The sequence below is a fragment of the Marinitenerispora sediminis genome, from assembly GCF_003336425.1.
Lineage (GTDB): Bacteria > Actinomycetota > Actinomycetes > Streptosporangiales > Streptosporangiaceae > Marinitenerispora > Marinitenerispora sediminis.
On the sequence record NZ_QEIO01000087.1, the window covers coordinates 1 to 24,073 of the forward strand.

The 24,073-nt window shown below is 75.3% G+C and carries 23 protein-coding genes; 12 read left to right on the forward strand and 11 right to left on the reverse strand.

Annotation, left to right across the window (positions count from 1 at the left end; all coding sequences use genetic code 11):
* Window positions 1-63 precede the first annotated feature (63 nt).
* The 4 genes from DEF28_RS16790 (at window position 64) to DEF28_RS16805 (ending at window position 4,496) form a co-directional block, all read left to right on the forward strand.
* Window positions 64-513: a pyridoxamine 5'-phosphate oxidase family protein gene (locus DEF28_RS16790; protein WP_114397214.1), complete on the forward strand. Its 450-nt coding sequence runs from the start codon at window positions 64-66 to the stop codon at window positions 511-513.
* 496 nt (window positions 514-1,009) lie between these two features.
* Complete coding sequence (locus DEF28_RS16795; protein ID WP_114397213.1) at window positions 1,010-1,654, forward strand: TetR/AcrR family transcriptional regulator; 645 nt, start codon at window positions 1,010-1,012, stop codon at window positions 1,652-1,654.
* A gap of 133 nt (window positions 1,655-1,787) precedes the next feature.
* Complete coding sequence (locus tag DEF28_RS16800) at window positions 1,788-3,155, forward strand: phenylacetate--CoA ligase family protein (protein WP_114397212.1); 1,368 nt, start codon at window positions 1,788-1,790, stop codon at window positions 3,153-3,155.
* A gap of 372 nt (window positions 3,156-3,527) precedes the next feature.
* Complete coding sequence (locus DEF28_RS16805) at window positions 3,528-4,496, forward strand: hypothetical protein (protein WP_114397211.1); 969 nt, start codon at window positions 3,528-3,530, stop codon at window positions 4,494-4,496.
* Window positions 4,497-4,672: 176 nt separating this feature from the next.
* Here DEF28_RS16805 and DEF28_RS16810 read toward each other — a convergent pair whose 3' ends face one another.
* Window positions 4,673-5,080, reverse strand: coding sequence for a hypothetical protein (locus DEF28_RS16810; protein WP_114397210.1), 408 nt, complete (start codon window positions 5,078-5,080; stop codon window positions 4,673-4,675).
* Between the two features lie 430 nt (window positions 5,081-5,510).
* On the opposite strand from DEF28_RS16810, the gene DEF28_RS16815 reads away from it, so the two are divergent.
* From DEF28_RS16815 to DEF28_RS16840, 6 genes are all read left to right on the forward strand, one after another.
* Entirely contained in the window at window positions 5,511-6,830 is a 1,320-nt protein-coding gene (locus DEF28_RS16815; protein ID WP_233515359.1) for a TrkH family potassium uptake protein, read from the forward strand.
* Window positions 6,831-6,865: 35 nt separating this feature from the next.
* Window positions 6,866-7,882: a nitronate monooxygenase gene (locus DEF28_RS16820; protein ID WP_267900211.1), complete on the forward strand. Its 1,017-nt coding sequence runs from the start codon at window positions 6,866-6,868 to the stop codon at window positions 7,880-7,882.
* Between the two features lie 52 nt (window positions 7,883-7,934).
* Window positions 7,935-8,153 (forward strand): DUF3099 domain-containing protein, encoded by a 219-nt coding sequence (locus tag DEF28_RS16825; RefSeq protein ID WP_114397208.1) that lies wholly within the window; start codon window positions 7,935-7,937, stop codon window positions 8,151-8,153.
* Window positions 8,154-8,227: 74 nt separating this feature from the next.
* Window positions 8,228-8,713 carry a GNAT family N-acetyltransferase gene (locus DEF28_RS16830; protein ID WP_114397207.1) on the forward strand — a complete coding sequence of 162 codons (486 nt, stop codon included), beginning with the start codon at window positions 8,228-8,230 and terminating at the stop codon, window positions 8,711-8,713.
* A 129-nt stretch (window positions 8,714-8,842) separates the two neighbouring features.
* A complete protein-coding gene (locus DEF28_RS16835; protein WP_114397206.1) occupies window positions 8,843-10,342 on the forward strand; it encodes an aminopeptidase P family protein in 1,500 nt (499 codons plus the stop codon).
* 296 nt (window positions 10,343-10,638) lie between these two features.
* Window positions 10,639-11,181, forward strand: coding sequence for a DUF1707 SHOCT-like domain-containing protein (locus tag DEF28_RS16840; RefSeq protein WP_114397205.1), 543 nt, complete (start codon window positions 10,639-10,641; stop codon window positions 11,179-11,181).
* 132 nt (window positions 11,182-11,313) lie between these two features.
* Here DEF28_RS16840 and DEF28_RS16845 read toward each other — a convergent pair whose 3' ends face one another.
* From DEF28_RS16845 to DEF28_RS16875, 7 genes are all read right to left on the reverse strand, one after another.
* Entirely contained in the window at window positions 11,314-11,988 is a 675-nt protein-coding gene (locus DEF28_RS16845) for a lysophospholipid acyltransferase family protein (RefSeq protein ID WP_114397204.1), read from the reverse strand.
* Window positions 11,989-12,123: 135 nt separating this feature from the next.
* A complete protein-coding gene (locus DEF28_RS16850; protein WP_114397203.1) occupies window positions 12,124-13,065 on the reverse strand; it encodes a threonine/serine dehydratase in 942 nt (313 codons plus the stop codon).
* 254 nt (window positions 13,066-13,319) lie between these two features.
* Window positions 13,320-13,631 (reverse strand): hypothetical protein, encoded by a 312-nt coding sequence (locus DEF28_RS16855; RefSeq protein WP_114397202.1) that lies wholly within the window; start codon window positions 13,629-13,631, stop codon window positions 13,320-13,322.
* Window positions 13,632-13,763: 132 nt separating this feature from the next.
* Window positions 13,764-14,744, reverse strand: a complete 981-nt coding sequence (locus DEF28_RS16860) for a helix-turn-helix domain-containing protein (RefSeq protein WP_158562860.1) — start codon at window positions 14,742-14,744, stop codon at window positions 13,764-13,766.
* Between the two features lie 1,096 nt (window positions 14,745-15,840).
* On the reverse strand, window positions 15,841-16,491 hold the full coding sequence (locus DEF28_RS16865; RefSeq protein WP_114397200.1) for a hydrolase: 651 nt from the start codon (window positions 16,489-16,491) through the stop codon (window positions 15,841-15,843).
* 209 nt (window positions 16,492-16,700) lie between these two features.
* Window positions 16,701-17,456, reverse strand: coding sequence for a VOC family protein (locus DEF28_RS16870; protein WP_114397199.1), 756 nt, complete (start codon window positions 17,454-17,456; stop codon window positions 16,701-16,703).
* Between the two features lie 33 nt (window positions 17,457-17,489).
* Window positions 17,490-19,181, reverse strand: a complete 1,692-nt coding sequence (locus tag DEF28_RS16875; RefSeq protein WP_114397198.1) for a right-handed parallel beta-helix repeat-containing protein — start codon at window positions 19,179-19,181, stop codon at window positions 17,490-17,492.
* Between the two features lie 70 nt (window positions 19,182-19,251).
* On the opposite strand from DEF28_RS16875, the gene DEF28_RS16880 reads away from it, so the two are divergent.
* A complete protein-coding gene (locus DEF28_RS16880) occupies window positions 19,252-20,088 on the forward strand; it encodes a TetR/AcrR family transcriptional regulator (RefSeq protein WP_114397197.1) in 837 nt (278 codons plus the stop codon).
* A gap of 155 nt (window positions 20,089-20,243) precedes the next feature.
* Here the strand turns inward: DEF28_RS16880 and DEF28_RS16885 are convergent, their stop codons facing one another.
* On the reverse strand, window positions 20,244-21,041 hold the full coding sequence (locus tag DEF28_RS16885) for a tetratricopeptide repeat protein (RefSeq protein WP_114397196.1): 798 nt from the start codon (window positions 21,039-21,041) through the stop codon (window positions 20,244-20,246).
* A 190-nt stretch (window positions 21,042-21,231) separates the two neighbouring features.
* Between DEF28_RS16885 and DEF28_RS16890 the strand changes: the two genes are divergently transcribed.
* A complete protein-coding gene (locus DEF28_RS16890; protein WP_114397215.1) occupies window positions 21,232-22,134 on the forward strand; it encodes a LysR family transcriptional regulator in 903 nt (300 codons plus the stop codon).
* Window positions 22,135-22,183: 49 nt separating this feature from the next.
* On the opposite strand, the gene DEF28_RS16895 is transcribed toward DEF28_RS16890, so the two are convergent.
* Both DEF28_RS16895 and DEF28_RS16900 read right to left on the reverse strand, forming a co-directional pair.
* Entirely contained in the window at window positions 22,184-23,176 is a 993-nt protein-coding gene (locus DEF28_RS16895; RefSeq protein WP_114397195.1) for a glycoside hydrolase family 5 protein, read from the reverse strand.
* A gap of 237 nt (window positions 23,177-23,413) precedes the next feature.
* Window positions 23,414-23,965, reverse strand: a complete 552-nt coding sequence (locus DEF28_RS16900; RefSeq protein ID WP_114397194.1) for a TIGR03086 family metal-binding protein — start codon at window positions 23,963-23,965, stop codon at window positions 23,414-23,416.
* Window positions 23,966-24,073 lie beyond the last annotated feature (108 nt).

Sequence of the window (24,073 nt, forward strand, 5' to 3'; positions counted from 1 at the left end):
CGGCCGAGCCGGGGAAGAACCCGGGTGTCGAGCACTGACGGCGACCGACCACGGGAGGCCACCATGGCAGCTGCGTCCGGACTGGACGACGTCCAGACCCTCATCGACCGGGGCGGTCACCGCGCCGTGGTCTCGGCCGTCCGCGCGGACGGCTCCGTCCAGTCCAGCGTCGTCGTCGCCGGGGTCGTCGCGCATCCGGTCACCGGGGAGCGGGTCGTGGCCTTCACCACCCCGGGCACCAGCGTCAAGCTGCGGCTGCTGCGGGCCCGCCCGCAGGCGACGATCGTGTTCCAGCCGGACTACCACTGGGCGAGCGTCGGCGGGCGCGTCGACCTCGTCGGGCACGACGACCCCCGCGAAGGCGTGGACACCGAGCGGCTGCGGCTGCTGCTGCGCGAGGTGTTCACGGCGGCCGGCGGCAGCCACGACGACTGGGACGCCTACGACCGCGCCATGGCCGCGGACCGGCGGACTGCGGTCCTCATCCGGCCGGACCGCGTCTTCGCGATGTGACGGGGCGCCGGCCCCGGGCCAAGGCGGCCATTGGCCAGCCCGCCGACCAGCGTGCCGACCGCGAGCGGAGGGGATCGGCGGGAGGCAGGCCGCCTGGCCCTGGACCGGCCGCCTACGGGGCCGTGACGCCGCCGAACGGGCGAGGGAGCCCGCTCGGACGCGACCGCGTGGTGGCGACCAGGCGCGGCACGAGGGCCGTGGTCGACGGCGGAGCCGCCCGACCCGCCTCCACCGGTATCCGGCCACGCGGCCTCCGACGTTCGAAGAACGCCGCCTGGCGCGTCAGGCCGGTCGGGACCACCCGGCCCGGGTTGGACGGTGCGCCCGGCACGGGGCCGGGAGAGGGCGGCCGGGCTTCGCGCTCCCGGACCTGCCCGCTGATGGCGAACCGGGGACGGGCCGCGGGACCGGAAGGACCGCAGGGGCGCCGCACGTCCATCCAGAGCATAGAAATTTCCAGTTGCGGGAAATTTGCAGGGGGTATAACGTCCGGGGCATGCAGGAGTCGCGGCGCGAACGGAAGAAACGCGAGACCCGGACGCGGATCGTCATGGCGGCGATCAGGCTGTTCGAGGAGCAGGGGTACGAGCAGACCACCGTGGCCCAGATCGCCGCGGCGGCGGATGTCGACCCCAAGACCTTCTTCAACTACTTCGGCAGCAAGGACGAGGTCCTGTTCGTCGACGCCGAACGGGACCTCGACGTGATGTTCGAGGCGATCGCGCGACGCCGGCCGGAGGAGGGCCCCGGTGAGGTGCTGGCCAGGACGGTCCAGGAGTACGCCGCCCACCGCCGGCCCAAGGTCCCGCGCAGGGAGCCCGAGGAGCTGTCGGCGGCGACCCGGCTGGTCCTGACCACGCCGGCGCTCCAGGCGAAGGGGCTGTACCTGCTGCTCGGTCTCCAGCAGCGGATCGCCGACGAGCTGCTGAAGGCGTTCCCCGGACAACTCGACCCGGTGACCGCCGCCGCGATGACCGGGGCCCTGCTGGGGGCCATCCAGCAGGCGGGCCTGGCGAGCGTCCGGCTCGGCCAATCGCAGGACGAGCTGTGGGCGGCGTCCCGGCACGGTGCCGAGATCGCCATGCGCGGCCTGCTCGCCGTGCGCCCGGCCACCGGAGGTCCGGCCACCGAAGGCCCCTGACGAGGGCACGGCTCCCCCGCCCGGCCGCGCACCCGGGGCCCGGCCCGCGCCGCGCCCGGGCACCGACCGGGGGTCCTGCTCTGCCCATCCCCGAGGGCGGCGTCCCGCCCACCGGTGAAAGGACCGGACCGACATGACGGAAAGCTCCCGAGACATCGCCCGCGACGTTCGACGCGCCGTACGGCAGGGCCCCGCGGCGCTCGCGCAGCGGCAGCGCGCCCGCCTCGCCGGGATGGTGGCCCACGCCCGGGCCGCCTCGCCGTACTACCGCGAGCTGTACCGGGACCTGCCGGACCAGGTCGAGGACCCGGCGCTGCTCCCGGTCACCGACAAGAAGCACCTGATGGACCGCTTCGACGACTGGGTCACCGACCGCCGGGTGACCCTCGAACAGGTCCAGGCGTTCGTCGCTGACCCCGAGCTCGTGGGGGAGCGCTTCCAGGGCCGGTACGCGGTGGCCACCACCTCCGGTACCAGCGGCGTGCGCGGCCTGTTCGTGATCGACGAGCGGACCGTGGCCGTGCACACGGCCCTCGGGGCGCGCACCGGCGGGGTCGGGCCTGGCGCCGCCCTCCGGCTGCTGGCCCGCGCCGGGCGTACCGCCATCGTGTCCGCGCCCGCCGGCCACTTCTTCACCGTCGCCCTGCCGGCCCGGCTCCGCAAGGAGCACCCGTGGATGGGCCGCTTCATGCGAGCCTTCCCGATCGACCGACCGCTGCCGGAGCTGGTCGCCGAGCTCAACCGGTACGACCCCGCCATCGTCAGCGGCTTCCTGAGCATGCTCACACTGCTCGCCGGCGAGCAGGAGGCCGGCCGCCTGCGCATCCGCCCGGCCGTCGTCGTCGCCGGCGGTGAGACGGCGACGCCGGAGGCCCTGGAGCGGCTCGGCGCCGCGTTCAACGCCAAGGTCCGCAGTGCCTACGCCGCCACCGAGTGCGGCTTCCTCAGCTACGGCTGCGAGCACGGCTGGTACCACGTCAACACCGACTGGGCCGTGTTCGAGCCGGTCGACGCCGACCACCGGCCGGTCCCGCCGGGGCAGCCGTCGCACACGGTCCTGCTGAGCAACCTGGCCAACCGCGTCCAGCCGATCCTGCGCTACGACCTCGGCGACAGCGTCCTGCTCCGCCCCGACCCCTGCCCGTGCGGCGACGTGCTCCCCGCCGTCCGGGTGCGGGGCCGCGCCGCCGACATGCTCACCTTCCCCACCGGCGGCGGGCGGGTCAGCATCTCGCCCATGCTCTTCGGCACCCTGCTGGACGGTCTTCCCGGCGTCGAGCAGTTCCAGGTCGTCCAGACCGCGCCCACCACGCTGCGCGTGCGGCTGCGGACCGGAGACGGCGCCGACGCCGAACGCACGTGGCAGGCCGTGCACGGCGAGATCGCCCGCCTGCTCACCGAGCACGGCGCCGGCGCGGTCACGACCGAACGCGCCGGGGAACCGCCGCAGCAGTCGCCCGGTGGCAAGTACCGCAGGATCATCCCCCTGGCCAGCGGGTGAGGACCCGGCCCGCGGGCGCCGCCGGGCGCGGGGCCGACGCCCGGCCCCGGCCTGCTCCCCGGCGCGCCTCGGGCGGGCGCGGCCCGGCCGAGGCGCGCCGGGGCGGACGGGGGAGGGCCGGCGGCGGCCTGATCCGCGGGACCGCCGGCGCAGTAGGCTGAACGGCCAGGAATCGGCGGCGGCCGGGGGCCGCCGCCAGCGAGGGCGGTGCGTGCCCGCCGGAAAGGACGTGCGTCCCGAGATGACCGAGGCCGTCTCACCCGCCGGGCCCCGCTGGAGCGACTCGCGGAGTGGGTCGCCAGCCCGCCGGCCGCGGGCGGCGTCATCTCGCCGCAGGTCGCCGCCGTCCGCGCCCAGCTGGCCAGGCGCAGCATGACGGGCCTGGTCCGCGACCTGTTCTGGTCGCCGGTGGACCTGCGCGATCCGCTGTTCGGCGCCCCCGGCGCGGCCCTCGACGCCCGGGAGGGCATGCTCGCCGCCCTGGAGCGGCTCGACGCGCAGGCGAGGAATCCGGCCGAGAGCGGCGGGCGGGCGCTGTCCGAGGCGGAGCGACTGCGGACGCGCACCGGCATCGCGCGGCTCTTCACCGCGTTGGGGGAGCACGCCCGGGCATCGAGCATCCTCGACGCCGAGCTCGCCCGGGTCCGCGACGCGGGCGATCCGTTCGCGGGTTTCCGGCCGGACGTGGTCGGCGCCGCCGTGCTGCTCGCCGAGACGTTCGCCGAGAGGGAGCACCACGACGGTGCCGCGTCCGCGTGGCGGCGGCTGGCGGACGCCCAGCGGGACGCCACCCGGGCCGCGGCGCGGGCGGGGGCGCCGCGTGCGCTGCTCGACGAGTGCGAGCGCGCCGAACTGCGCACCCGGGTCCGGGAGTTCGACCACGCCTACGCGGGGACCTTCACCCACTACGAGAGCATCGCCGAGGTGGCCGAGCGGGCCGCCCCGCGCGCCGCGGAGCTCTTCGGCCCGGAGGACCCCCTGACGGCGCGGCTGGCCCTGCGCGGCGCGCAGGCGCACCACGACCGGGTGGCGCGGTTCGTGGACGGCCACGAGGAGAAGCTGCGGGCGCTGGAGGCCGCCGGGCGGTTGGCCGCCCGCGCCGTGGCCGCCGCGGGAGCCGGCGCCGGCGCACGCCGCGCCGCGGTGGAGATCCGGGACCGCGTGGCGGCCGCGCTGGAGCGGTCGCGGGCCGCGGCGGCCTCGCCGGGCGCCGTGCCGGATCCGGCCGGTGGCGCCCTCGGTGTACGGCGCGCGCTGGCGGCCGTGCGCCGCGGCCGCGCACAGGCACGGGTCCGCCGGGAGGCGGGACAGCAGCTCCGGCGGCGCCCGACCCGCGGGTGACCGCCGTTTCCGCGGACGGCGGCGCCCCGGGTAGCGCGGTCCGGCCTCTCACTCCATCCGGGCCCGCCCCGGCCCGGATTCCCGCCCCAGCGCGGCGTGGGCCGTCGGGCCGCCGCGGAGCCGGGGGCGTCCGGGGCCGGCGGGCGGCGCGCCGGGCCGGTGGCGGATGGCCGCCGCTACCGGACGCCGCGGAAGTTGTCCGCCGGCACGTGGACGGAGTCCCCCGACTCGAAGGCCACGGTGACCCCCTCGGCCTGCCAGTCGACGTCGGCGATCCGCGGTTCGGCGCCGCCGAAGCGCAGCTCCACCGGGTAGTAGTAGTGCGCCGCGTCCGGGCCGAGCCGCAGTTCGTAGTCGAGGCCGGTCAGGCGCCGCACCCGGACCAGGTAGAGGTCGCTGGACCATTCGGTGCCCACGTACTCGTAGCCGACACCGGAGTCCCGCGAGGCCTCCGCGTGCAGGACGTCCTCGTCAAGTGAGACCGACGGTCCCACGAGGGCCACGCACCCCACCGAGACGGCGAGCGAGACCGCGCCGGCGACCAGGGCCGCGAAGACGCGCCGGTACAGCCGGTTCCGAGTCACCGTGAAGGCCCTCCAAGGTGGCGGGCCGTCGGCCCGGTCGGCCGCCGGGCCGCGGTGTCCGCGCCACCGGCGCCTGAGTATGCCAGGGAGGCCGCCGGCCGGCGAGCGGCGGCCGGGAGTCCGCGGGGAAGGGCTGCCCCGGGCCGTGGTGCCGCGGGGCGGCCGCGGGACGGCCGGGCGGCCTCTGGGGGCCGCTGGGTACCGCGCCGGGGCCCCGGCGCGGGAGCGGGAGCGGGCCGCCGGTCTGACCGGCGCTAAGAACGCGCTAAGAAGCGTCCCGGAACCGCCTGGTACGGCAGTATTCGCACTTCGGATGTGCTGAGATCGCGTCGAGATGGTGCGAAAACGGACAAAATATGCAGGCCGGCCGGGTGTGGCCGGGCCTCCCGGCGTGCCCCGGCTGAGCCGCCGGGCGCGGCTGAACGCCTGGTTGGCACATCCCGCGCGGGTCGTCGTGACCGGGTTCGCCGTGGCCGTGGCCGTCAGTACCGCGCTGCTGATGCTGCCCGCCGCGGCCGAGGACGGGACGCGGACCGGCTTCGTCGACGCGCTCTTCACCGCGACCTCGGCCGTGTGCGTCACCGGCCTCACCGCCGTCGACACCCCCACCCACTGGTCGGCCTTCGGCGAGCTGGTCATCCTCGGATCGATCCAGGTCGGGGGCCTGGGCACCATGTCCCTGGCCACCCTGATCGCGCTGGCCGTCGCCCGCCGGATCAGCCTGCGGATGCGGCTGGTCGCGCAGGCGGAGACCAAGCACGCCGGCCCCAGCGACCTGCGGCGGATGCTGACGGCGATCGCGGGGACCGCGCTCGCCGTCGAGGCGGCCACCGCCACCGTGCTGGCCGCCCGGTTCGCGGCGGGCTACGACGTCGCCCCCGGACGGGCCGTCTACCTGGGCGTCTTCCACGCCGTGTCGGCGTTCAACAACGCTGGATTCGCGCTGTTCTCCGACAACCTGATGGGCTTCGTGGCCGACCCGTGGATCTGCCTGCCCATCGCGGCCGCCGTCATCATCGGCGGCATCGGGTTCCCCGTCCTGCTGGAGGTGCGCCGGGTGCTGGGCGGCACGCGCGCCTGGTCGACGCACGCCCGCATCACACTCGGCGGAACCGCCGTGCTCATCGCCGGCGGAACGCTGCTCGTCACCGCGCTGGAGTGGAGCAACCCCGGGACCCTCGGTCCGCTGCCGGGCCCCGCGAAGCTGCTCGCCGGCTTCTTCCACGGGGTGATGCCGCGCACCGCCGGCTTCAACAGCCTGGACATGGCGGCCATGCAGCCCGACACGCTCATGGTCACCAACATCCTCATGTTCGTCGGCGGCGGCAGCGCCGGCACCGCCGGCGGCGTGAAGATCACCACGGCCGCGATCCTGCTGCTCGGCGTCTGGAACGAGATCCGCGGCCACCGCGACGTCACCATCGCGCGGCGCCGCATCCCCGAGGCGGTGTACCGCCAGGCCCTCGCCGTCGTCGCGCTCGGTCTGAGCCTCGTCAGCTGCGCGGTCATCGTCCTGCTCTCCGTCACCCCCTACGCCCTCAGCCAGGTGCTGTTCGAGGCCGTCTCGGCGTTCGGCACGGTCGGGCTGTCCACCGGCATCACCTACGACCTGCCGCCCGTCGCCGAACTCGTGCTCACGCTGCTGATGTTCACGGGCCGGCTGGGGCCGCTCACCCTCGGGGCGGCGCTCGCCCTGCGGATGCGCACCCGCCGCTACGATCTCCCCGAGGAGCGCCCGATCATCGGATGACGCCCGCGTCCGCGCGGAGACGAAGGAGGCCACGCGTGCCCGTGTTCGACCACCTCGACATCCCGGTCGTGGCGGCCCCGATGGCCGGCGGCGGCAGCACCCCCGAACTCGCCGCCGCGGCGGCGCAGGCCGGCGGGTTCGGCTTCCTCGCGGCGGGCTACCGCGACGTCGCGGCGATGACCGAGCAGGTGCGGGCCCTCCGCGCCCGCACCTCGCACCCGTTCGGCGTCAACCTGTTCGTGCCCGGACCCGACACCGCCGATCCGGCGGCCGTCGCCGGCTACCGCGACCGGCTCGCCCCGGAGGCCGAGCGGCTCGGCGTCCGGCTCGGCGAGCCGAAGTGGGACTCCGACGCCTTCGCCGCCAAGGTCGCGGCGCTCGCCGCCGACCCCGTCCCCGTCGTCGGGTTCACGTTCGGCTGCCCGCCGCGGCCGGCGGTCCGAGCGCTGCGCCGCGCCGGCAGCGCCGTCCTCGTCACCGTGACGAGCGCCGACGAGGCGCGCGCCGCCGTCGAGGCCGGAGCCGACGCCCTGTGCGTGCAGGGCGCCGAGGCCGGCGGCCACCAGGGCTCGTTCGACGACGCCGCCGAGCGCACCGCTCCGCTGGCCGAGGTGCTGGCCGAGGTACGCGCCGCCGTCCGCGTGCCGCTGCTCGCCGCCGGCGGCATCATCGACTCCGCCGGCGTGCGCGCCGCCCTGGCGGCGGGCGCCACCGCCGCCCAGGTCGGCACCGTGCTGCTGCGCAGCCGGGAGAGCGGCGCCTCCGCCGCGCACCGCGACGCGCTGGCCGACCCGGCCCGCACCGCCACGGCCGTCACCCGCGCTTTCAGCGGCCGCCGGGCCCGCGGGCTGGTCAACCGGTTCCTCACCGCCCACGACCGCGCGGCCCCGGCCGGCTACCCGCAGGTCCACCACCTCACGGCCCCGCTGCGCGCCGCCGCGGCCCGCGCCGGGGACGCCGACACCCTCCACCTGTGGGCCGGCACCGGCTTCGGCGCCGCCCGCGCCGCACCGGCCGCCGACATCCTCACCGGGCTCGCCGCCGGCGTCTGAGCGGCTCCGCCAACGCCTTCCCGGGCCCGCGGCACCGGACTAGGCTGGGGGCATGAAGCGGCGGACCCGCCGATACTCCTGGCTGATGACCGTCTGCCTCACGCTGTTCATCGGCTCCCTGCCGGTCTGGTACCTCGCCGGCACCGGGTGGGCGCTGGCCATGTGCGCCGTCGCGGCCGTCATCCCGCCGTTCGCGGTGATCATCGCCAACACCGCCGACCCGGACGACCCCGCCGACCACGACACCCGGTACGGTCCCAACGCCGAGTAGCCGGACCCCGGCGTCCGCGCGGCGCCCCGCCGGGTCCGATACCCTCGGGCCCGAGCGGACGGGGGAGGGGCGGCATGACGGGGCGCGGCTACACCGTGCGCGGCGCGGCGATCGGCGACACCGCGGTCGCGCCCATGGTCGCGGAGCTGACCGCCGAGTACACACGGCGCTACGGCGCCGACGTCGCGGCCAGGGAGATGGCGGGTTATCCCGCCTCCGACTTCGCCGCCCCGCACGGCGGCGTCCTCCTGCTGGAGGAGGCCGGGCGGACCGTGGCCGGCGGCGCGTTCCGCCGGATGGACGCGGGTACCGCCGAGTTCAAGCGGATCTGGACCGCCGCGGCGCACCGCCGGCGCGGGCACGGCCGCCGGATCGTCGCGGCCCTGGAGGGCGAAGCCGCGGCGCGCGGCTACCGCAGGGCGTACCTGACCACCGGACCGGCCCAGCCCGAGGCCGTCGCGCTGTACCTGCGGCTCGGCTACGCGCTGCTCGACAGCGAGGGGACCTCGCCCGACGGCAGCCGGGACTACTACGCGTTCGCCAAGCCGCTGCCCGGCTGACGCGCCTCCCGCGCGTCGTGGTCGGCGGCCACCGCCGCTCCTACGATGGGGGGAGCGGCCCGGCACGGCCGCGGGAACGCCGCCCCGCCGGCGGGACCACCCACTCCACGCGACGAGGAGAGCCGAACCGTGACCGATGACCAGCGTCCGCAGAGCGAGACGGGACGGGACGACGCCGACGCACCGGAGTTCCGGCCGCGGAAGAACGGCCCCTACCAGACCGTCTCCGACGAACTCGCGGCCTGGATGCGCACCGGGTGGGCCGACACCGAGCGCCGCGACCTGCACCCGGTCGAGCAGGCCCCCTACGCCGCCAAGCGCCGCGCCGCGCTGGGCGCCCGCTTCCCCGGCGAGCGCCTCGTCATCCCCGCGGGCCGGCTGAAGGTGCGCTCCAACGACACCGAGTACCGCTTCCGCGCGGCCAGCGACTACGTCTACCTCACCGGGGACCAGTCCGAGGACGGCTGCCTGGTGCTGGAACCCCGCGCCGACGGCGGGCACGAGGCCGCCCTCTACCTGCGGCCGCGCTCCAACCGCGAGAACGGCGAGTTCTGGCTGGCCGGCGACGGCGAGCTGTGGGTCGGGCGGCGCAACAGCCTCACCGAGGCCGCCCGGCTGTACGCGCTGCCCACCCGCGACGTCCGCGCCCTCCCGGACGACCTGCGCGCGGCCCAGCCGCCCACCCGGATCGTGCGCGGTCACGACAGCGCGCTGGAGGCGGTGCTCGCCGAGCTCCGCGGCACCGCGGCCGAGGACGCCGCGGCCGAGCGGGACGAGGAGCTGGCCGTCTACCTGCACGACGCGCGCCTGGTCAAGGACGACTGGGAGGTCGCCCAGCTCCAGGGCGCCGTCGACTCGACGGTGCGCGGGTTCGAGGACGTCGTGCGGGTCCTCCCGCAGGCCGAGGCCACCTCCGAGCGCTACATCGAGGGTGCGTTCTTCCTGCGGGCCCGGGTCGAGGGCAACGACGTCGGCTACGGCACCATCGCCGCCGCCGGCTCCAACGCCACCACGCTGCACTGGGTGCGCAACGACGGACCGGTGCGCGCGGGCGACCTGGTGCTGCTGGACGCCGGTGTCGAGGCGACGAGTCTCTACACCGCCGACGTCACCCGCACCCTGCCGGTCTCCGGCCGGTTCGACGACGTGCAGCGGCGCGTCTACGACCTCGTCTACGCGGCCCAGGAGGCCGGCATCGCCGAGGTCGCGCCGGGGCGGCCGTTCCGCGCCTACCACGACGCCGCGCAGCGGGTGCTGGCCGAGGGCCTGGTCGAGTGGGGCCTGCTGGAGGGCCCGGTGGACCGGGTGCTCGAACTGGGGCTGCAGCGCCGCTACACCCTGCACGGCACCGGCCACATGCTCGGCCTGGACGTGCACGACTGCGCGCAGGCCCGCACCGAGAGCTATGTGGACGGCGTGCTCGCCCCGGGTATGGTGCTCACCGTCGAGCCGGGGCTGTACTTCCAGCCCGACGACCTCACCGTGCCGGAGGAGCTGCGCGGGATCGGCGTGCGCATCGAGGACGACGTCCTCGTCACCTCCGAGGGCAACCGCGTGCTGTCGGCGGCGCTGCCCCGGCGCTCCGACGAGGTCGAGGCGTGGCTGGCCGGCCTGCTGCCCGGGCACTAGGACGCCTGGCCGGGGCCGCGCCGCTCGCCGGGTCACCGCGGAGCGCACGGGCGGCGCGATCGGCGACCGGGCGGGGCCGCCGCCTGCCACCGGCGCCCGTTCCACCGGCCGGGGAGCGCGGCGCACGTATGCGGCACCGCGTGTCCGGGGCGCCGTCCCCCCTCCGGAGCGGTGGGCCCCGGCGGTGCGGCCGCCGGGCCGGTCCGCCGGGCCGGCGACCAGGGCTGCGGTGACGGGCGGTCGCCGCGCGCCCGGAGGCCGCGCCCGCGCCGCCGGCGCGACACCAGAGTGAGGCGGTGGCCACTCTCCCCGGCTACCCGTCGTCACCGCTCAGCGAAGAGGACCGCGACGCGGCCGTGCGGCGCCTGCAGGAGGCGTACTCCACAGGGCGCATCCCGCACGAGGAGACGGACGCGCGCCTCCACCGGGCGCTCACCGCCCAGGCGCGCGGCGAGCTCGTGCCGGCGCTCGCCCCGCTCTCGCAGGACACCGCGGACACCGCGTCCACGATCGCCGCCGCGAGCGGGCGGATCCGGCGGCGCGGCACCTGGCGGGTCCCGCGCTTCCTCAAAGTCGAGTCCGCGTTCGGACGCGTGCGCCTGGACCTGGCCCGGGCGCTCATCGAGCATCGGGTGGTCGACATCGAGCTGCGGATCGGCACCGGCGGGGCGAGGATCACGGTGCCCCGCGACGCCATCGTGGACTTCGGCGGCCTGCGCACCGTGTGGAAGTACCCCCGCTACCGGACCCGGCGGCGCTCCCGCCCCCTCGGACCGGCCATCAGGATCTCCGGGTCCATGGAGTACGGACGGCTGACGGTCCGCCACGCGCGGCGCTGAGCGCGCTCATGGCGCCAGGACGGTGTGCCCGGCACCTCGCGGCCCCGCTCCACGGCCGTCGCGAAGCCCGTCCGGCGCTCCGGGCGGGCGCGGGGAGCGGTCCGGCCAGAGCGCCGGAGCGGGTGCACCAGCTCACGCCGCGCGGTCCACCCCGGGGTCGTTGTAGTGGTCGGCGCGGGCCTGTCCGGAGAGCGCGTGGATGGCGGCCATGACCTCGTCGGTCACCAGCCGCCGGGCCTGTCCCGGCCGGAGGTGGCCGTAGCCCTCCGAGAAGTCCAGCGGGGAGCCGAACCGCACGCGGATCGGGTGCAGGCGCGGCATGCGGGCGCCGACCGGCTGGATGTGCTCGGTGCCGAACAGCGCCACCGGCACCACCGGTGCCCCGGACGCGAGCGCCAGGTGGCCGACGCCGGTGCGGCCGCGGTACAGCCGGCCGTCGCGGGACCGGGTGCCCTCGGGGTAGATGCCGAACGCCTCGCCGGCCCGCAGCACCGACAGGCCCGCCTCCAGGGCGGTCATGGCGTCGCGGCCGGCGCCGCGCTTCACGGGCAGCGCGCCGAGGGAGCTGAACGCGAGGCGGGACAGCCGGCCCTTGACTCCCGGGCTGTCGAAGTACTCGGTCTTGGCGAGGAAGCGCACGCGGCGCGGCACGACGAGCGGGATCACCACGCTGTCGGCGAAGGACAGGTGGTTGCTGGCCAGGATCACCGGGCCGTGCGCGGGCACGTTCTCCAGCCCCTCGATGGCGGGGCGGTAGAGCACCCGCCCCGCCACTGAGCCGATCCCCCGAAGTGTGCCGTAGAGCACTCGTACCCCCTGTCGTCGCGCCATCGCCGCACCTCGCGGTGGACAGCACAAGAAGATACCGCTCGGCGGAAGCGCTGGTCACCGGGTGCAGGAGCCCGGTCGCGGGCGAGAGAGGGCGGGGCAGCGGCGGCCGCGTCAGGCCGGCGTCCACTCAGCGTTGGCGCCGCAGACGATCAGGCACGGGTTCTCGCCGGGCACCCGGCCGGCCAGCCACGCGGCGAACGGCACCGCGGCGGCCGGCTCGGCGGCGATCCGGAACTCCTCCCACATGCGGTCGCGGGCGGCCAGGATCTCGGCGTCGCTCACCATCGCGGTGGCCACGGGGTGGCGCCGCAGCACCGCGAACGGCACGTCACCGACCCGTGAGGCGCCCAGTGCCGAGGACGCCACGGAGTCCACGGGGGTGTCCACGGGTTCGCCGGCCTCAAGTGCGGCATGCAGGCTGCGGCAGCCCTCCGGCTCCACCGCGACCACCCGGCGCCCGCCGGTGCCCAGGCGCACGCCGGCGACCAGCCCGGCGCCGCCGACGGCCACCGCCACCGTGTCGCAGTCGGGGGCGTCGAGCGCGATCTCCAGACCCACGGTGCCCTGGCCGGCCACCACCTGCGGGTCGTCGTAGGCGTGCAGGTAGCGGACGCCCTCCGCGTCGGCGCGCTCGTGGGCCGCCGCCGCGGCGGCCGCGTAGTTCTCACCCACCCGCACCAGCTCCGCGCCGGACGCCTGGAGCAGCCGCGCCTTGGCCTCCGGCACGGTCTCGGGAACGTAGACGACCGCGGTGACACCGAGCATGCGCGCGGCCGCGGCCACGCCCAGGCCGTGGTTGCCGCCGGAGGCGGTGATGACCTTGTCGGTCGGCTCGCCGGCGCGCAGCGCGTTCAGCGCGCCGCGCAGCTTGAAGGCCCCGGTGATCTGCAGCTGCTCCAGCTTCAGCAGCAGCGGCCGGCCGTCGACCCTCGCGCGCAGCACGGGCGTGCGCCGGGCGTATCCGGCGATGCGTTCGGCGGCGGCGCGGACGTCGGCCTCGGTCGGCACGGGACGCGCGTCGGTGGGCGTCGGGGCGGTCGTACTCGGTGTCATGCCCTCACTCTGCCCCCGAGCATCATTAAGTTAAAGTCGGCGCTCCTAAGCGCGATTAAGCCATGCTTACGGTAGAGGGCGGGGCTCTTTCGGGGGAGTTCGCGCTTCGCCCGACGAGGCGTAGCCGGCACGCGGGACCGGGCCGCCCCCCGATCGGCGCCTTACCGCGGCCCGACGCCGCGGACGCGCCGGGGAGCGGCCCCGGCGCGCGCGGCGAGCAGGTCGTTGCGACCGCGAGGACGTCAAGCCCGCGATCAGCGGACCAGGGCTTCGTAGGCGTTGATCTCGGTGATTCCCCCACAGGAGGCGCTGTTGCGCTGGTAGGCCCAGTTGGGGCTGACGTTGGAAACCCCCCAGGTGCACCACACGCGGACCTTGATGGTCTGGCCGGGGCAGTAGGCCGTGGCGGTCGTGTTGTCCGAGCTGACGTTCCAACTGCAGGCGGCCGCGGCACTGTCACCGCTGTCGGTCTGAGCCGCGGCAGGGGAGGCGCCGCCCAGGAGGATTGCGCCCGTGGCCAGGACGAGTGATGCGAAGGTGGCCGCGACGCGCCGGGAGTGAGGCATGCTGCTCCTTGACTGGAAGTGGGGGCGCACCTCGTGCGGTGCGCCGCGGTGCCCACTGCTCAGAGCGTGCCCGCCGGCGGCTGGGACAGCGTTGCCCATGCGTGCCCGACTCTTGACGATGCGTCCCAGCCTTCACCCGCTGCGGCAGGCCGCGTGCCGGTAATCACCAGGGGTCAGGCCGTATGAGGCACGGAAGGCCCGGCTGAAGTGGGAGTTGCTGGGAAATCCCCAGCGGGCCGCGATCGCATGGATCGGGTACGCGAGCAGGGCGGGGTCGGCGAGGTCACGGCGGCAGCGCTGGAGCCGGCGCTGGCGGATCCAGGTGGCCACGCCCAGCCCCTGGGCTTTGAACACGCGGTGCAGATGGCTGATGGAGATGTGGTGGGCTGCGGCGATGGCGGCGGGCGTCAGGCCGGGGTCGGCGAGATTGCGCTCAATGTAGGCCTGGACCCGTAGGAGCAGCACCCGGTGGTGGGTTTCGGGCGGGAGCCCGCTCCCGGATTCCAGAGTGTGGGCGAACAGGGCCGCGATCAGGTCCGCGGCGACCGAGGACAGCCGTGCCGCGTCGGCGGCGGTGTGGCGGGTGGACCCGTGGCCGAGTTCGGTGAGGCAGTGGATGAGGAGTGCGCCTATACCCCCGTGACCGGGCAGGCGGGTGGCGAGGAGCCGGTCGAGCACGCCGGGCTTGAACGGCAGGAGCGCGCGGGGGAACTGCGTCACCACAAGGGTCGTCCGGTCCTGGTCGCGGCCGGAGGTCATCGTGCCATGGAAAGGGCGCGAGGAGTCGTTGAGCAGGAGGCCGCGCGGCCCGCAGGAGGACGCGCGACCGGCTTGGGCGAACGACTGGTGCCCGTGCAGGCTGAAGATCAGCTGGTACACACCCGGGTCGTGCTGGCGGACGAGTTTGGGCGACCGTGAGATACGGGACGGTGGGAGGGCGAGCTTGGCCATCCGCATGGCTCCGAAATCCAGGAATCGGGCCTGCATACGGTAATCGTCCGTGGCCTCGCCACTGAGGGCGCATGGCAGGAACAGCTGTCGGGAGACCTCGTGCCAGTAGGCGAACCGTTCGGAGGGGGGCAGGTGCTCGGTTGACAATTCCCTCTCGATCATCGTCGTCACCTCGGTAGGCAGCGGATCGTTGTCGAATGATCCCGGACAATGTAGCGTCACCGATACCGTGGGCCAGGAATAGGTCCGAACCGGCCGCCCGCCTTCGGCACCGGAAGTGGCGGGTGGATCCGCCGCCATTCAGGAGGGTCTTCCGGATCGCCGTGCGGCGCCGAGGGTCTGTCCTTGCGAGGTCGGCAGGGTCGGTGGGTCTCCGGAACGTCCCAGGTGACCGGCCCGGAGCCATGGATGGCCGACCCCGCGTGGCCGCGCCCCCCGATCACGCGCCGATGCGCGAAAGGCGCGCGGTGGGCGGCCGCTGCCGCGTTATCGGGGCCATTCCGTTTCGCTCCCGAAGTATGGCGGCGCAGTCATATCTCAGGGGGTATCGGGCTTCTCCGGGCCGGCTGCGTAAAACTGGCCGAATGGGGAATAGCGACTCGGGGTCCGCCGTCATCTTCTTCGTCGACTGCGACTGCCGCGCCTTCAGGAGGACCGTACGCTTCCTGAAGAGTGACAAAACCCTGATATGTCGCCAGAATGGCGGGGGCCTCACCTGAAGCACCGCGCGGGGCGGACACCGGACCGCCCTGCCGCTGGCACCCGCGGGCGGCGCGTTCGACCAGCGCGTCTGGCGGCTGCTGGCGGTGATCCCCCACGGCCAGACCCGATCCTAGGGCGATCTGGCGCGGCAACTGGGCGACGTCTCGCTGGCACAGGCGGTGGGCGCGGCGGGCCGCAACCCGCTGTGCGTGATCGTGCCCCGCCGCCGGATGTCCATGCGGGCGGGGGGCTCACCGGCTATGCCGGCGGGCCCGGCCGCAAGCGGTTCCTCCTCGACCCGGAGGCGCCACCGCCGGCGGAGGCCGGGCGGCTCTTCTGAGCCCGGCGGCCCCGCGCCCGTGCGGGCCGGGGCGAGTACGCGCCGGGCCGACGCCGGCGGCCCGCTGGGCTGGGGCCGCAGGCCGGTCCAGGAGGCGAGGTAGTCGGGAGGGAATCCGAGCAGGAAGGCCGGGTCCGGAGGGGCCGGGGCCGGCCTCCCCCACCGGTCCCCGGTGCCTTCGCTCGGGGCGTGGTGCAGCGGGCTTCCGGCACCGGTCTAGCCGTCCTGGCCGAGCAGCTGGAACTCCCAGGCCAGGCTGGTGCCGAAGCTGGCGCCGTGGGCCAGCATGATCTCGTTGAGGCCCGGTACCGTCTCCTGGCGCGCCCAGTCGCGCTGCCACTCGCACAGCACCGTGCCGGTGGCGGTGGGCACCACGCCCGCCTGCACCATGCGCTGGACGCCGCGCTCGTGGGCCTCTGCCGTCATCGCGCCCGAGGCGTCGGTGACCGCGAAGACCCGGTACCCCTCCGCCAGGGCCTGGACGGCGGGGAACGCCAGGCAGATGTCGGTCCACAGCGCGGCCATGACGAGGTCCCGGCGCCCGGTGGCCGCGACGGCGTCGACCACCCGGCGGTCCTCCCATGTGTTGATGGTCGTGCGGTCGAGGGGCCGCTGGTCGGGGAAGACGTCCTGGAGCTGGCGGATGATGCGCCCGCCGCGCTCCTCGACGACGGTGGTGAGGATCGTCGGTACGCCGAAGAGCCGGGCCCCCTTCGCCAGGGCGGTCACGTTGTTCACCACCACGGTGGTGTCGTGGCTGTTCATACCGGCGAACTGCGCGCCCTGGTGGTCGATCAGCACCAGAACGGAGTTCTCCGGGGTCAGCAGGGCGTCGAGGCCGATGTAGGGGTTCGTGCGTGTCGTCACGGCGATCTCCTCACAGGCGGGGCGGACCGGACCGGTCCCCCGGACGGAACGCGGACGCGCCGGGGCCGACCGCGGCTCGGCGCGCCGGCGGCGCGCCCGCCCCCACTCCGCTGCCCGAGCGGGCGCCGCCGAACCGTCGCCGCGCAGCTCGGAGCGGTGCCCGGCCGCCGCCCGCCACCGATTGCCGCCGGGCGGCGGCGCCGCGGTCCTCAGCCGTGCCGCTCCCGGCCCGCCCGGTCGGCGCGCACGGTGGTGCGCAGCTCCGCCGCGTTGGCGAGGGCGTCGGCGAGCCGTGCGCGCTGCGCCGTGTCCAGGGCGGTCGCCTCGACGCGGTCGAGCAGCAGTTCGGCCGTCCCCGGATCGTCCAGGCGCACCGCCAGTTCGGCCCGGTAGACGAGCGCCTCCACCAGCGTGGCGGCCGGGAGGCCAGCGCCGTCCCCGGCCAGCTTGCCGTCCAGGATCTTGGCGGCCTGCCGGTGGTCCCCCTTGGCCTCGCCGAGGACGATCGCGTTCTCCAGGGCACGGGCCAGCGGAACGGCCGGGGCCGCGGCGGCCTCCTCGGCCGGGCCGTCGGTGCCGCGTCCGAACACGCGAATCCAGTTGCCGCCGGGGTCGACGACGCTGAACCCCGGCGAGCTGCCGGTGTTGCGCCGCCGGCGCGGCCGGGTGATGCGCGGTATCCCGGAGACGAGGAGCCTGCCGTAGGCGGCGCGCATCCCCGCGGCGAACTCCTCGAACAGGTCGGCGGTGTCCTCGACCGCGACGATGCACGATCCGTAGGAGCGCTCCGGGTCGAAGCCGGAGATGGCGGCGAAGTGCAGCTCGATCCCGCCGCGCCGCAGCACGGCGTAGGGGTTGGGCCGCGTCTGGCGGTAGGTCCGCTCGAAGCCGAGCACGCGGTAGAAGTCGGCGATCTCGTCGATGTCGCGGCAGGGCAGGATGGGGATGGTGGTCTCGGTCGCCATGGGGGTGCCTCGGTTCTCGTCGTGGGTCGGCCGTCACCGGCCGGGGGCGGGGCGCGGGCCCGCGCCGGCCGCGATGTCGGCCGCCACCGGGTCGTCGCCGAACGCCGCGTCCGGCAGCGTCCGGTTGTCGGCCAGCACCACGCCGTCGGGGGGCCCGCCGGGGTCGGCGTCGAAGACGTTGCCGACGAACACCGCGTGCTCCAGCGGCGGCGAGACGTCCAGCGCGACCGGGGCGTCGCAGCGGTGCACGGCGTTGCCCTGGACGGTGACCCACGAGGCGCCGTAGTCGGTGTACAGGCCGAAGTTGTACGGGGTGAGCGTGTCGCGGACGACGTTGCCGCGGACGAGCGCGCCGCTGGCGTGGGAGTCGCCCTGCGGGCCCGCCAGGTAGATACCGCCGCCGTCGGCGAGCACCTGCATGGTGTCGTGGACGAGGTTGTTCAGCACCTGCGTGCGGCGCCCCTCGTACACCACGATGCCCGCGTGCGGCGTGTCGTGGACCTCGTTGTGCGCGACGACGGTGCGGTCGGTCCCGGAGACCGCCACGCCCGGCGACCCCCGGTAGTCGCGGCCCACGTGGTGGATCCGGTTGTCCTCCACGCGGTGGTCCCGCGCGCCCGCGCCGATCACCAGCCCGCCGCCCGCGACCTCGCAGATCTCGCTGCGGCGGAGCACGTTGCCGCTCCCGGCGCCGCGGAACTCCAGGGCGACGGCGCCCAGCCGGGTGAAGCGGCAGCCCTCCAGCACCACGCGGTGCGCCTCCTCGAACACGAGGTTGCCGGGGATGCTCGCGGTCGCCGCGGGGACCGTCACCTGGCCCTGGCCGCCCGCGAAGGTGACCGTCAGGAGCTCGCCGCCGTCGTAGTAACCGTTGCCGTGGTAGTGCAGGAACCCCTCCGGGCCGCTGGGCCGCGGCCAGGCGGCGTCGGCGAACGTGATGCCGCGGAAGGCGACGTCGCGCACTCCGCGCGCGTGCAGCAGCGTTTCGAGGATGGGGGCGACCACGTCCCTCGGCTCCTCCCCGGGGCGCGGCCGGTAATGGAGGGTGGTGCCGTCCGTGGCGAAGGTGCCGCTGGTGAGGAAGGCGGGGCTGTTCTCGGCGAAGGCGGGGGAGTCGGCGCCGCGGGACTCGCCGGCGCCGGGACCCTCCCAGGTGATGACCGCGTGGTAGAGCCGTGCGGCGCGTTCGAACGCCGGCTGGGCCATCGTGATGGCGGTGGAGCCGGCGTCGCCGGAGATCCGCGCCACCGGGCAGCGCGCCTCCGACCAGGGGTAGGCGCCGCGGTAGACGAACTCCACGTCGCCCCGCCAGGACTGGGGGCCGGAGCCCTCCACGGTGTACCCGTCCGAGGTGCGGGACATGGCCTGCTCCAGCGGTATGCGGGCGCGCTCGGCGCGGCGCCCCGACACGTAGAGCTGGCGCGGGGCGGGGCCGGCGACCTCGGTCAGGTGGACGCCGTCCGCCTCCACCCGCCAGCCGGTGACCGGCCGCCCGCCGCTGACCACGACCTCCTCCTGGTGCGGCGTGCCGTACCCGCGGGCCTGGTAGACCACCCCGGAGTGCTCGGCGGAGAGCCGGAACGTCCGGCCGAGGCGGTAGGTGCCGGCCCGCAGCTCCACGACGGTGCCGGGCTCGGCGGCGTCCCGCCCCCGCTCCAGGGTGGCGAACGGCCGCTCACGGGTGCCCGGGCCCGAGTCGTCGCCCCGGGGATCGACGGAGATCATCAGAGGGCCCACTTTCCGTCGGTGTACGTGGTACACATGCGGCAGGCAACATATATGACAAAGGAGGCAAATGGCGAACCCGGAACGCAGCACCGAAATGCTGTGGGAGCCGCAGCCGGAGCCGCGGCGCAGCCTCAACCTGGAGCGGATCGTGCGCGCCGCGGTGGAACTGGCCGACGCCGAAGGGCTGGCCGCGCTGTCGATGCGCCGCCTGGCCGAGCGCCTCGGCTTCACCACGATGGCGCTCTACCGGCACGTGCCCGGCAAGGCGGAGCTGCTGACCCTCATGCGTGAGCGGGTGCACGGCGAGACCGAGGCGGACGCCGGCCCGGCGCGCGCGGCGGGGTGGCGCGCGGAGCTGGAGGTGTGGGCCCGCGACGAACTGGCGATGTACCGGCGCCATCCCTGGCTGGCGGAGTCCGACGACGCCCGGCACGTGCCCGGCCCGCACACGGTGGGCAGGTTCGAGCGCGCCCTGGAGATCGTGGCGCGCACCGGCCTGCCGCCCGCCCACGTGGTCGCCGCGGTCAATCTCGTCGGCGGCTTCGTCGGCAGCACGGCCCGCCAGGCCGCGGCGGAGGCGCGCATGCGGCGGCGCACCGGTGTCAGCGACGAGGAGTGGTGGCAGGACCGCGACTCGCTGTTCGCCCACCTCGACCGCTACCCCACCCTGAGCCGCCTGTACCGGGAGGGGGCCTACGACACCCCGCCGGACCCCTTCGAGTTCGGCCTCCAGCGGGTGCTCGACGGAGTCGAGGCGCTGGTTCGTTACGAAAGTCGTGACGAAAAGGGGTGCGGAGTGTGCGGCCGCCCCGTGGACCGCGGACCCGCGGGCCGGCCGCGCGACTACTGCTCACCGGCCTGCCGGCAGCGTGCCTACCGCCTGCGGCGGGGCCAGGGCGGCTAGCTGGCGCACGGCGGGAGCCCGCACCGGACTCGCACCGGTGCGCCCGGCCGCCGACGCCGCCCCGCGGTCGGGACCACTCACGGGCGGCGGGGTTCGCGCCCTCGGCGCCGGCCCGACGCCGCGCCGACGCCGCCCCGCGGCCCCGGCGCGGCGCGTCACCGCCGGAACACGATCTCGTAGCCGCCCTCCGGGGTGGGCCGGCCCGAGTACGCCAGGCCGATCAGGTCGGTCCGGCCCTCGTTGAACAGCAGGGCCTCCAGCAGGCCCTGGTCGCCGGCCACCCGGCTGCCCTGCTCCCGGTCGGCGAACCTGATCGTGGTCTCGGACACCGATGAGGAGGGGCGGACCGGTGCACCGCCGAGCTCGGCGCGGGCCAGCGGGGCCACCTGCGGGTGCCGGGAGTCGGCTGCCGCCTGGAAGGCCGCCCTCGCCCTGTCGTGCTCGCCCCGCGACCGGAGCAGGGCACCGAGGCTGAACGCCGCCTTGGGGGCGACGTCCACGTGCCGGGACTTCATGGCTTTGCGGTACAGCCGTTCGGCGTCGTCCAGGTCGCCCTCCTCCTCGCGGATCTCGCCCAGGCACAGCGCGGCGGACGGCGCCGCGGTGGGGTGGCCGCTCTCCACGGCTGCGAGGTAGGCCGTCGCGGCACGTTCGCCGCTGCCGTAGAGCCCGCCGAGGCTGAACAAGGCGACCGGCGCGTGCTCGGGGTGCCCGCTGGCGGCGGCCGACGCCAACGCGGCCTCCGCTCCGGCCCGGTCGCCCCGGCGCCGCAGGAGCAGCCCCAGCCGCAGGTGGGCGCGCGGAGCGACCTCCGGGTCGCCGGAGCGCGCGGCGGCGCGCAAGGCGGCCGCGGCTCCGGCCAGGTCGCCCCTGTCGGCCAGGCGGGTCGCCAGCATCATGTCGGTCCGCGGGTCCCGTTGGCGGCGCAGTGCGCGCCAGAGGTCGGACAGCATCGGACTACCTCCCCCGCGGTGGTTCGTCGAAGTCTCCCCGTGCAGCGCCCCCGGCGGCAAGGGGCCTGGCCGCGGTCGGCCGCCGGTCCGGCCGCCGCCCGCCTCCGGAATCCGGCCAAGGAACTGCTTTAGTGTGGAAGACGTAGCAAAGCAGTGCTTAACACCCGGGTGAAGGCGGGGAGAGGCCATGGTGCTGGACGCCAACCGGCTCCGGGTACTCGTCGAGGTGGCGCACGCCGGGTCCATCGCCGCCGCGGCGGAGCGGATGTCCTTCACCCCGCCCGCGCTCTCGCAGCAGCTGACCAAGCTGGAGCGCGAACTCGGCTGCACGCTCCTGGAGCGCGGACGCGGTGGCGTGCGGCTCACCGAGGCGGGGCGGGTGCTCCTCGAACACGGCGAGCGGGTCCTGGGCGAACTGCGCGACGCGGAGGCGGCGGTGCGCGCCGTGGCCCACGAGGTTCCGCGCCGGCTCTCCCTCGGGGCGTTCGCCAGCGCGGGCAAGATCCTGGTGCCGAGCGCGCTGGCCGCCTTCGGGCACACCCATCCGCATGTCCGGCTCGCGCTGTCCGACGTGGAACCCCCGGAGGGGTACGGGCTGGTCGCGTCCGCGGATCTCGACCTCCTCATCACGCACCGCTACCCGGGTGTGGCGCTGCCGGCCGTCGCCGGACTGCACCGCGAGCGGCTGTTCGCCGACCCGCTGCTGCTCGTGCTGCCGCGCGGTCACGCGGCCGCCGGCCGCCCCGCCGTGCGGCTGGCCGACCTGGTGGCCGACGAGTGGATCTGCGGGGCGCCGGGCATCTCCAACCGGATCGCTCTGGACAGCGTGGCCGAGGCCGAGGGAGTGCGGCTGAACGTCGCCTACGAGACCCGCGACTACGAGGTGACGCTGGCGCTGGTGCGTGCGGGGGTGGGGGTCGGGCTCATCCCGCGCACCATCCTGCGGGCGGCCCCGGAGGGGGAGTGGGCCGCCACATCGCTGGAGGGGCTGGACCTCGCGCGGGAGATCTACGTGGTGCACCGCGCCCGTGCCCGCGACCCGGTCCCGGCCATGGTGGCCACCCTGCGCGAGGCGGCCCGCCGCGCCGGATAGCCCGCCGCGCCGGGTAGCCCGGCGCGGCGGAGCGGCGGTCGCGGCCGGGTCAGTCGTACACGGTCGCCTGCCGCGACGTGGCGCGGATGCCGTCAGTGCCGTGGAAGATGCGCTCGCCCCAGGGCGTGAGCCGGGTGACGTCGAAGCCGGTCACCATGTCGAGGTACTCGACGCCGCCGCTGTTGCCGCTCCACGACCAGCCGATGTAGCCGATCCCCAGGTCCTGGGCGCGGGACATGATGGCGTCCTCGTCGGGGTCGCCGTCGGAGTGGTTGTGCCCGAACTCCCCGACCACCAGGGGCAGTCCCGCGTCGCGGAACCGGGTGAGGTAGTCGTCGACCTCGGCCGCGGTGTCGAACACGCCGTACATGTGCACCGAGAAGACCGTGTTGCGCTGCGGGTCCTGCGCGAACACGCCCGCCGCCTGGTCGCGCATGGTGAAGGACCAGTCCTGGCCCCAGTTGGGCGCGTCCACCATCAGCGTGTGGGCGAGGCCGGCCGAGCGCAGCCGCTGGACGGCGGCCGCGGTCTCGGCGGCCCAGGACGCGTTGACGCCCGCGTTGTTGCCGTAGGGCTCGTTGCCGATGTTGACGATCACGTAGGGCTCCTGCCCGACCAGGGCCTCGCGCACGCTCAGCCAGTAGTCCACGGCCTGGGCGAGCGTGGCCGCCCCGCCCTGCTCGCCGTAGCCGGTGGTGTCGTGCACCTCCAGCACGCAGACGAGCCGGTTCTGCCGGCACAGCGAGACCACGTTGGCGACGTCGGCGGTGTCGTTGCGGCTCCAGCGGTGTCCGCTGCTGAGGACCACCCGGACCGTGTTGGCGCCGAGCGACTTGATGTCGGCGAAGGCCCCGGTCTGGTTCGCGAACCACGTGTGCGGGTGGCTCACGCCCCGCATGACGAACGGGGCGCCGTTGGCGTCGAGGATCCGGCCGCCGCTCACGTGGAAGCCGGTCGCGGCCTGGGCGGGCTGGGCCACCCCGAGCAGCGACGCCAGCAGGAGCAGCACGGCTCCGAGCGAGAGGGGGAGGGGTGTTCTCATGACCTACCTCGGTTTCGGAGGGGGATCGAGGGCGCGGGCATGACCACCCGGCGGCGGGAGCGGGCCGCCGGCTCTGGCTGGCGTCATCGTAGGTCAGTGGCGTTGATCACACAACCGGTTGGCTGGGTGACAGTGCGTTATCGGTGCGGACATGGCGGCCAGGAAGTTCGGTAACAGCCGAGTACGCGTATGGGAGGGTTCCCACACGCGTACTTCGGTGGCAGTGCCGGCGACGGGTCACCAGGAGCGGCGGCCGAGGAACGCGAGCAGCCGGGTCTGCTCGTCGGCGCCCTCGGGCGGGGTCAGCTCCGGCCCGCAGACCCGCTCGCCGCGCAGCGCGTCGCCGAACCCGGCCACCAGGCCGTGCACCCAGCGCACCTCGTCGGCCGGCAGCCGCTCGTCCAGCCCGGCCGCGCGGGCGAGGTCCCAGCGGTGCACCACCAGGTCGAAGCAGAGGAACCGCTCCACCGACTGCTCGAAGGTCATCCGCCCCAGCTGGCCCTCGAACTCCGCGGACGCCCGCTCCGGGACGTCCAGGTCGGCCCGCACCACGGCCGACGCGGCCCGCCAGGCCGCCGCGGGATCGTCGTCCACCGAGGGGACCTCGCCGAGCTCGCGGCCGACCAGGCCGAGGAACATCCCCTGGGTCTGCACCACGTGCCGCACCACGTCGCGGGCCGTCCAGCCCTCACACGGCGAGGCCGCGCCCCACCGCCCCGCCGGAACCGCCGCCACGGTCTCGGCGAACTCCGCCGCGTAGCGCCCGTACCGCCGTGCTACCTCACTCATCGTGCCGCCTCTCCGCTCCCGCACACCTCATGGCATCGGCCTACCCGGGGAGCATGCCGCCGGCCGGCCCCCGTGATCTTGAAGAAACGCGACCCGCGCCCGCCCGGC

Coding starts and splice junctions, on each gene's coding strand:
- DEF28_RS16790 (WP_114397214.1), top strand. CDS start 64: ATGGCAGCTGCGTCCGGACTGGACGACGTCCAGACCCTCATCGACCGG.
- DEF28_RS16795 (WP_114397213.1), top strand. CDS start 1,010: ATGCAGGAGTCGCGGCGCGAACGGAAGAAACGCGAGACCCGGACGCGG.
- DEF28_RS16800 (WP_114397212.1), top strand. CDS start 1,788: ATGACGGAAAGCTCCCGAGACATCGCCCGCGACGTTCGACGCGCCGTA.
- DEF28_RS16805 (WP_114397211.1), top strand. CDS start 3,528: ATGACGGGCCTGGTCCGCGACCTGTTCTGGTCGCCGGTGGACCTGCGC.
- DEF28_RS16825 (WP_114397208.1), top strand. CDS start 7,935: ATGAAGCGGCGGACCCGCCGATACTCCTGGCTGATGACCGTCTGCCTC.
- DEF28_RS16830 (WP_114397207.1), top strand. CDS start 8,228: ATGACGGGGCGCGGCTACACCGTGCGCGGCGCGGCGATCGGCGACACC.
- DEF28_RS16850 (WP_114397203.1), bottom strand. CDS start 13,065: ATGACACCGAGTACGACCGCCCCGACGCCCACCGACGCGCGTCCCGTG.
- DEF28_RS16855 (WP_114397202.1), bottom strand. CDS start 13,631: ATGCCTCACTCCCGGCGCGTCGCGGCCACCTTCGCATCACTCGTCCTG.
- DEF28_RS16860 (WP_158562860.1), bottom strand. CDS start 14,744: ATGATCGAGAGGGAATTGTCAACCGAGCACCTGCCCCCCTCCGAACGG.
- DEF28_RS16870 (WP_114397199.1), bottom strand. CDS start 17,456: ATGGCGACCGAGACCACCATCCCCATCCTGCCCTGCCGCGACATCGAC.
- DEF28_RS16875 (WP_114397198.1), bottom strand. CDS start 19,181: ATGATCTCCGTCGATCCCCGGGGCGACGACTCGGGCCCGGGCACCCGT.
- DEF28_RS16880 (WP_114397197.1), top strand. CDS start 19,252: ATGGCGAACCCGGAACGCAGCACCGAAATGCTGTGGGAGCCGCAGCCG.
- DEF28_RS16885 (WP_114397196.1), bottom strand. CDS start 21,041: ATGCTGTCCGACCTCTGGCGCGCACTGCGCCGCCAACGGGACCCGCGG.
- DEF28_RS16895 (WP_114397195.1), bottom strand. CDS start 23,176: ATGAGAACACCCCTCCCCCTCTCGCTCGGAGCCGTGCTGCTCCTGCTG.
- DEF28_RS16900 (WP_114397194.1), bottom strand. CDS start 23,965: ATGAGTGAGGTAGCACGGCGGTACGGGCGCTACGCGGCGGAGTTCGCC.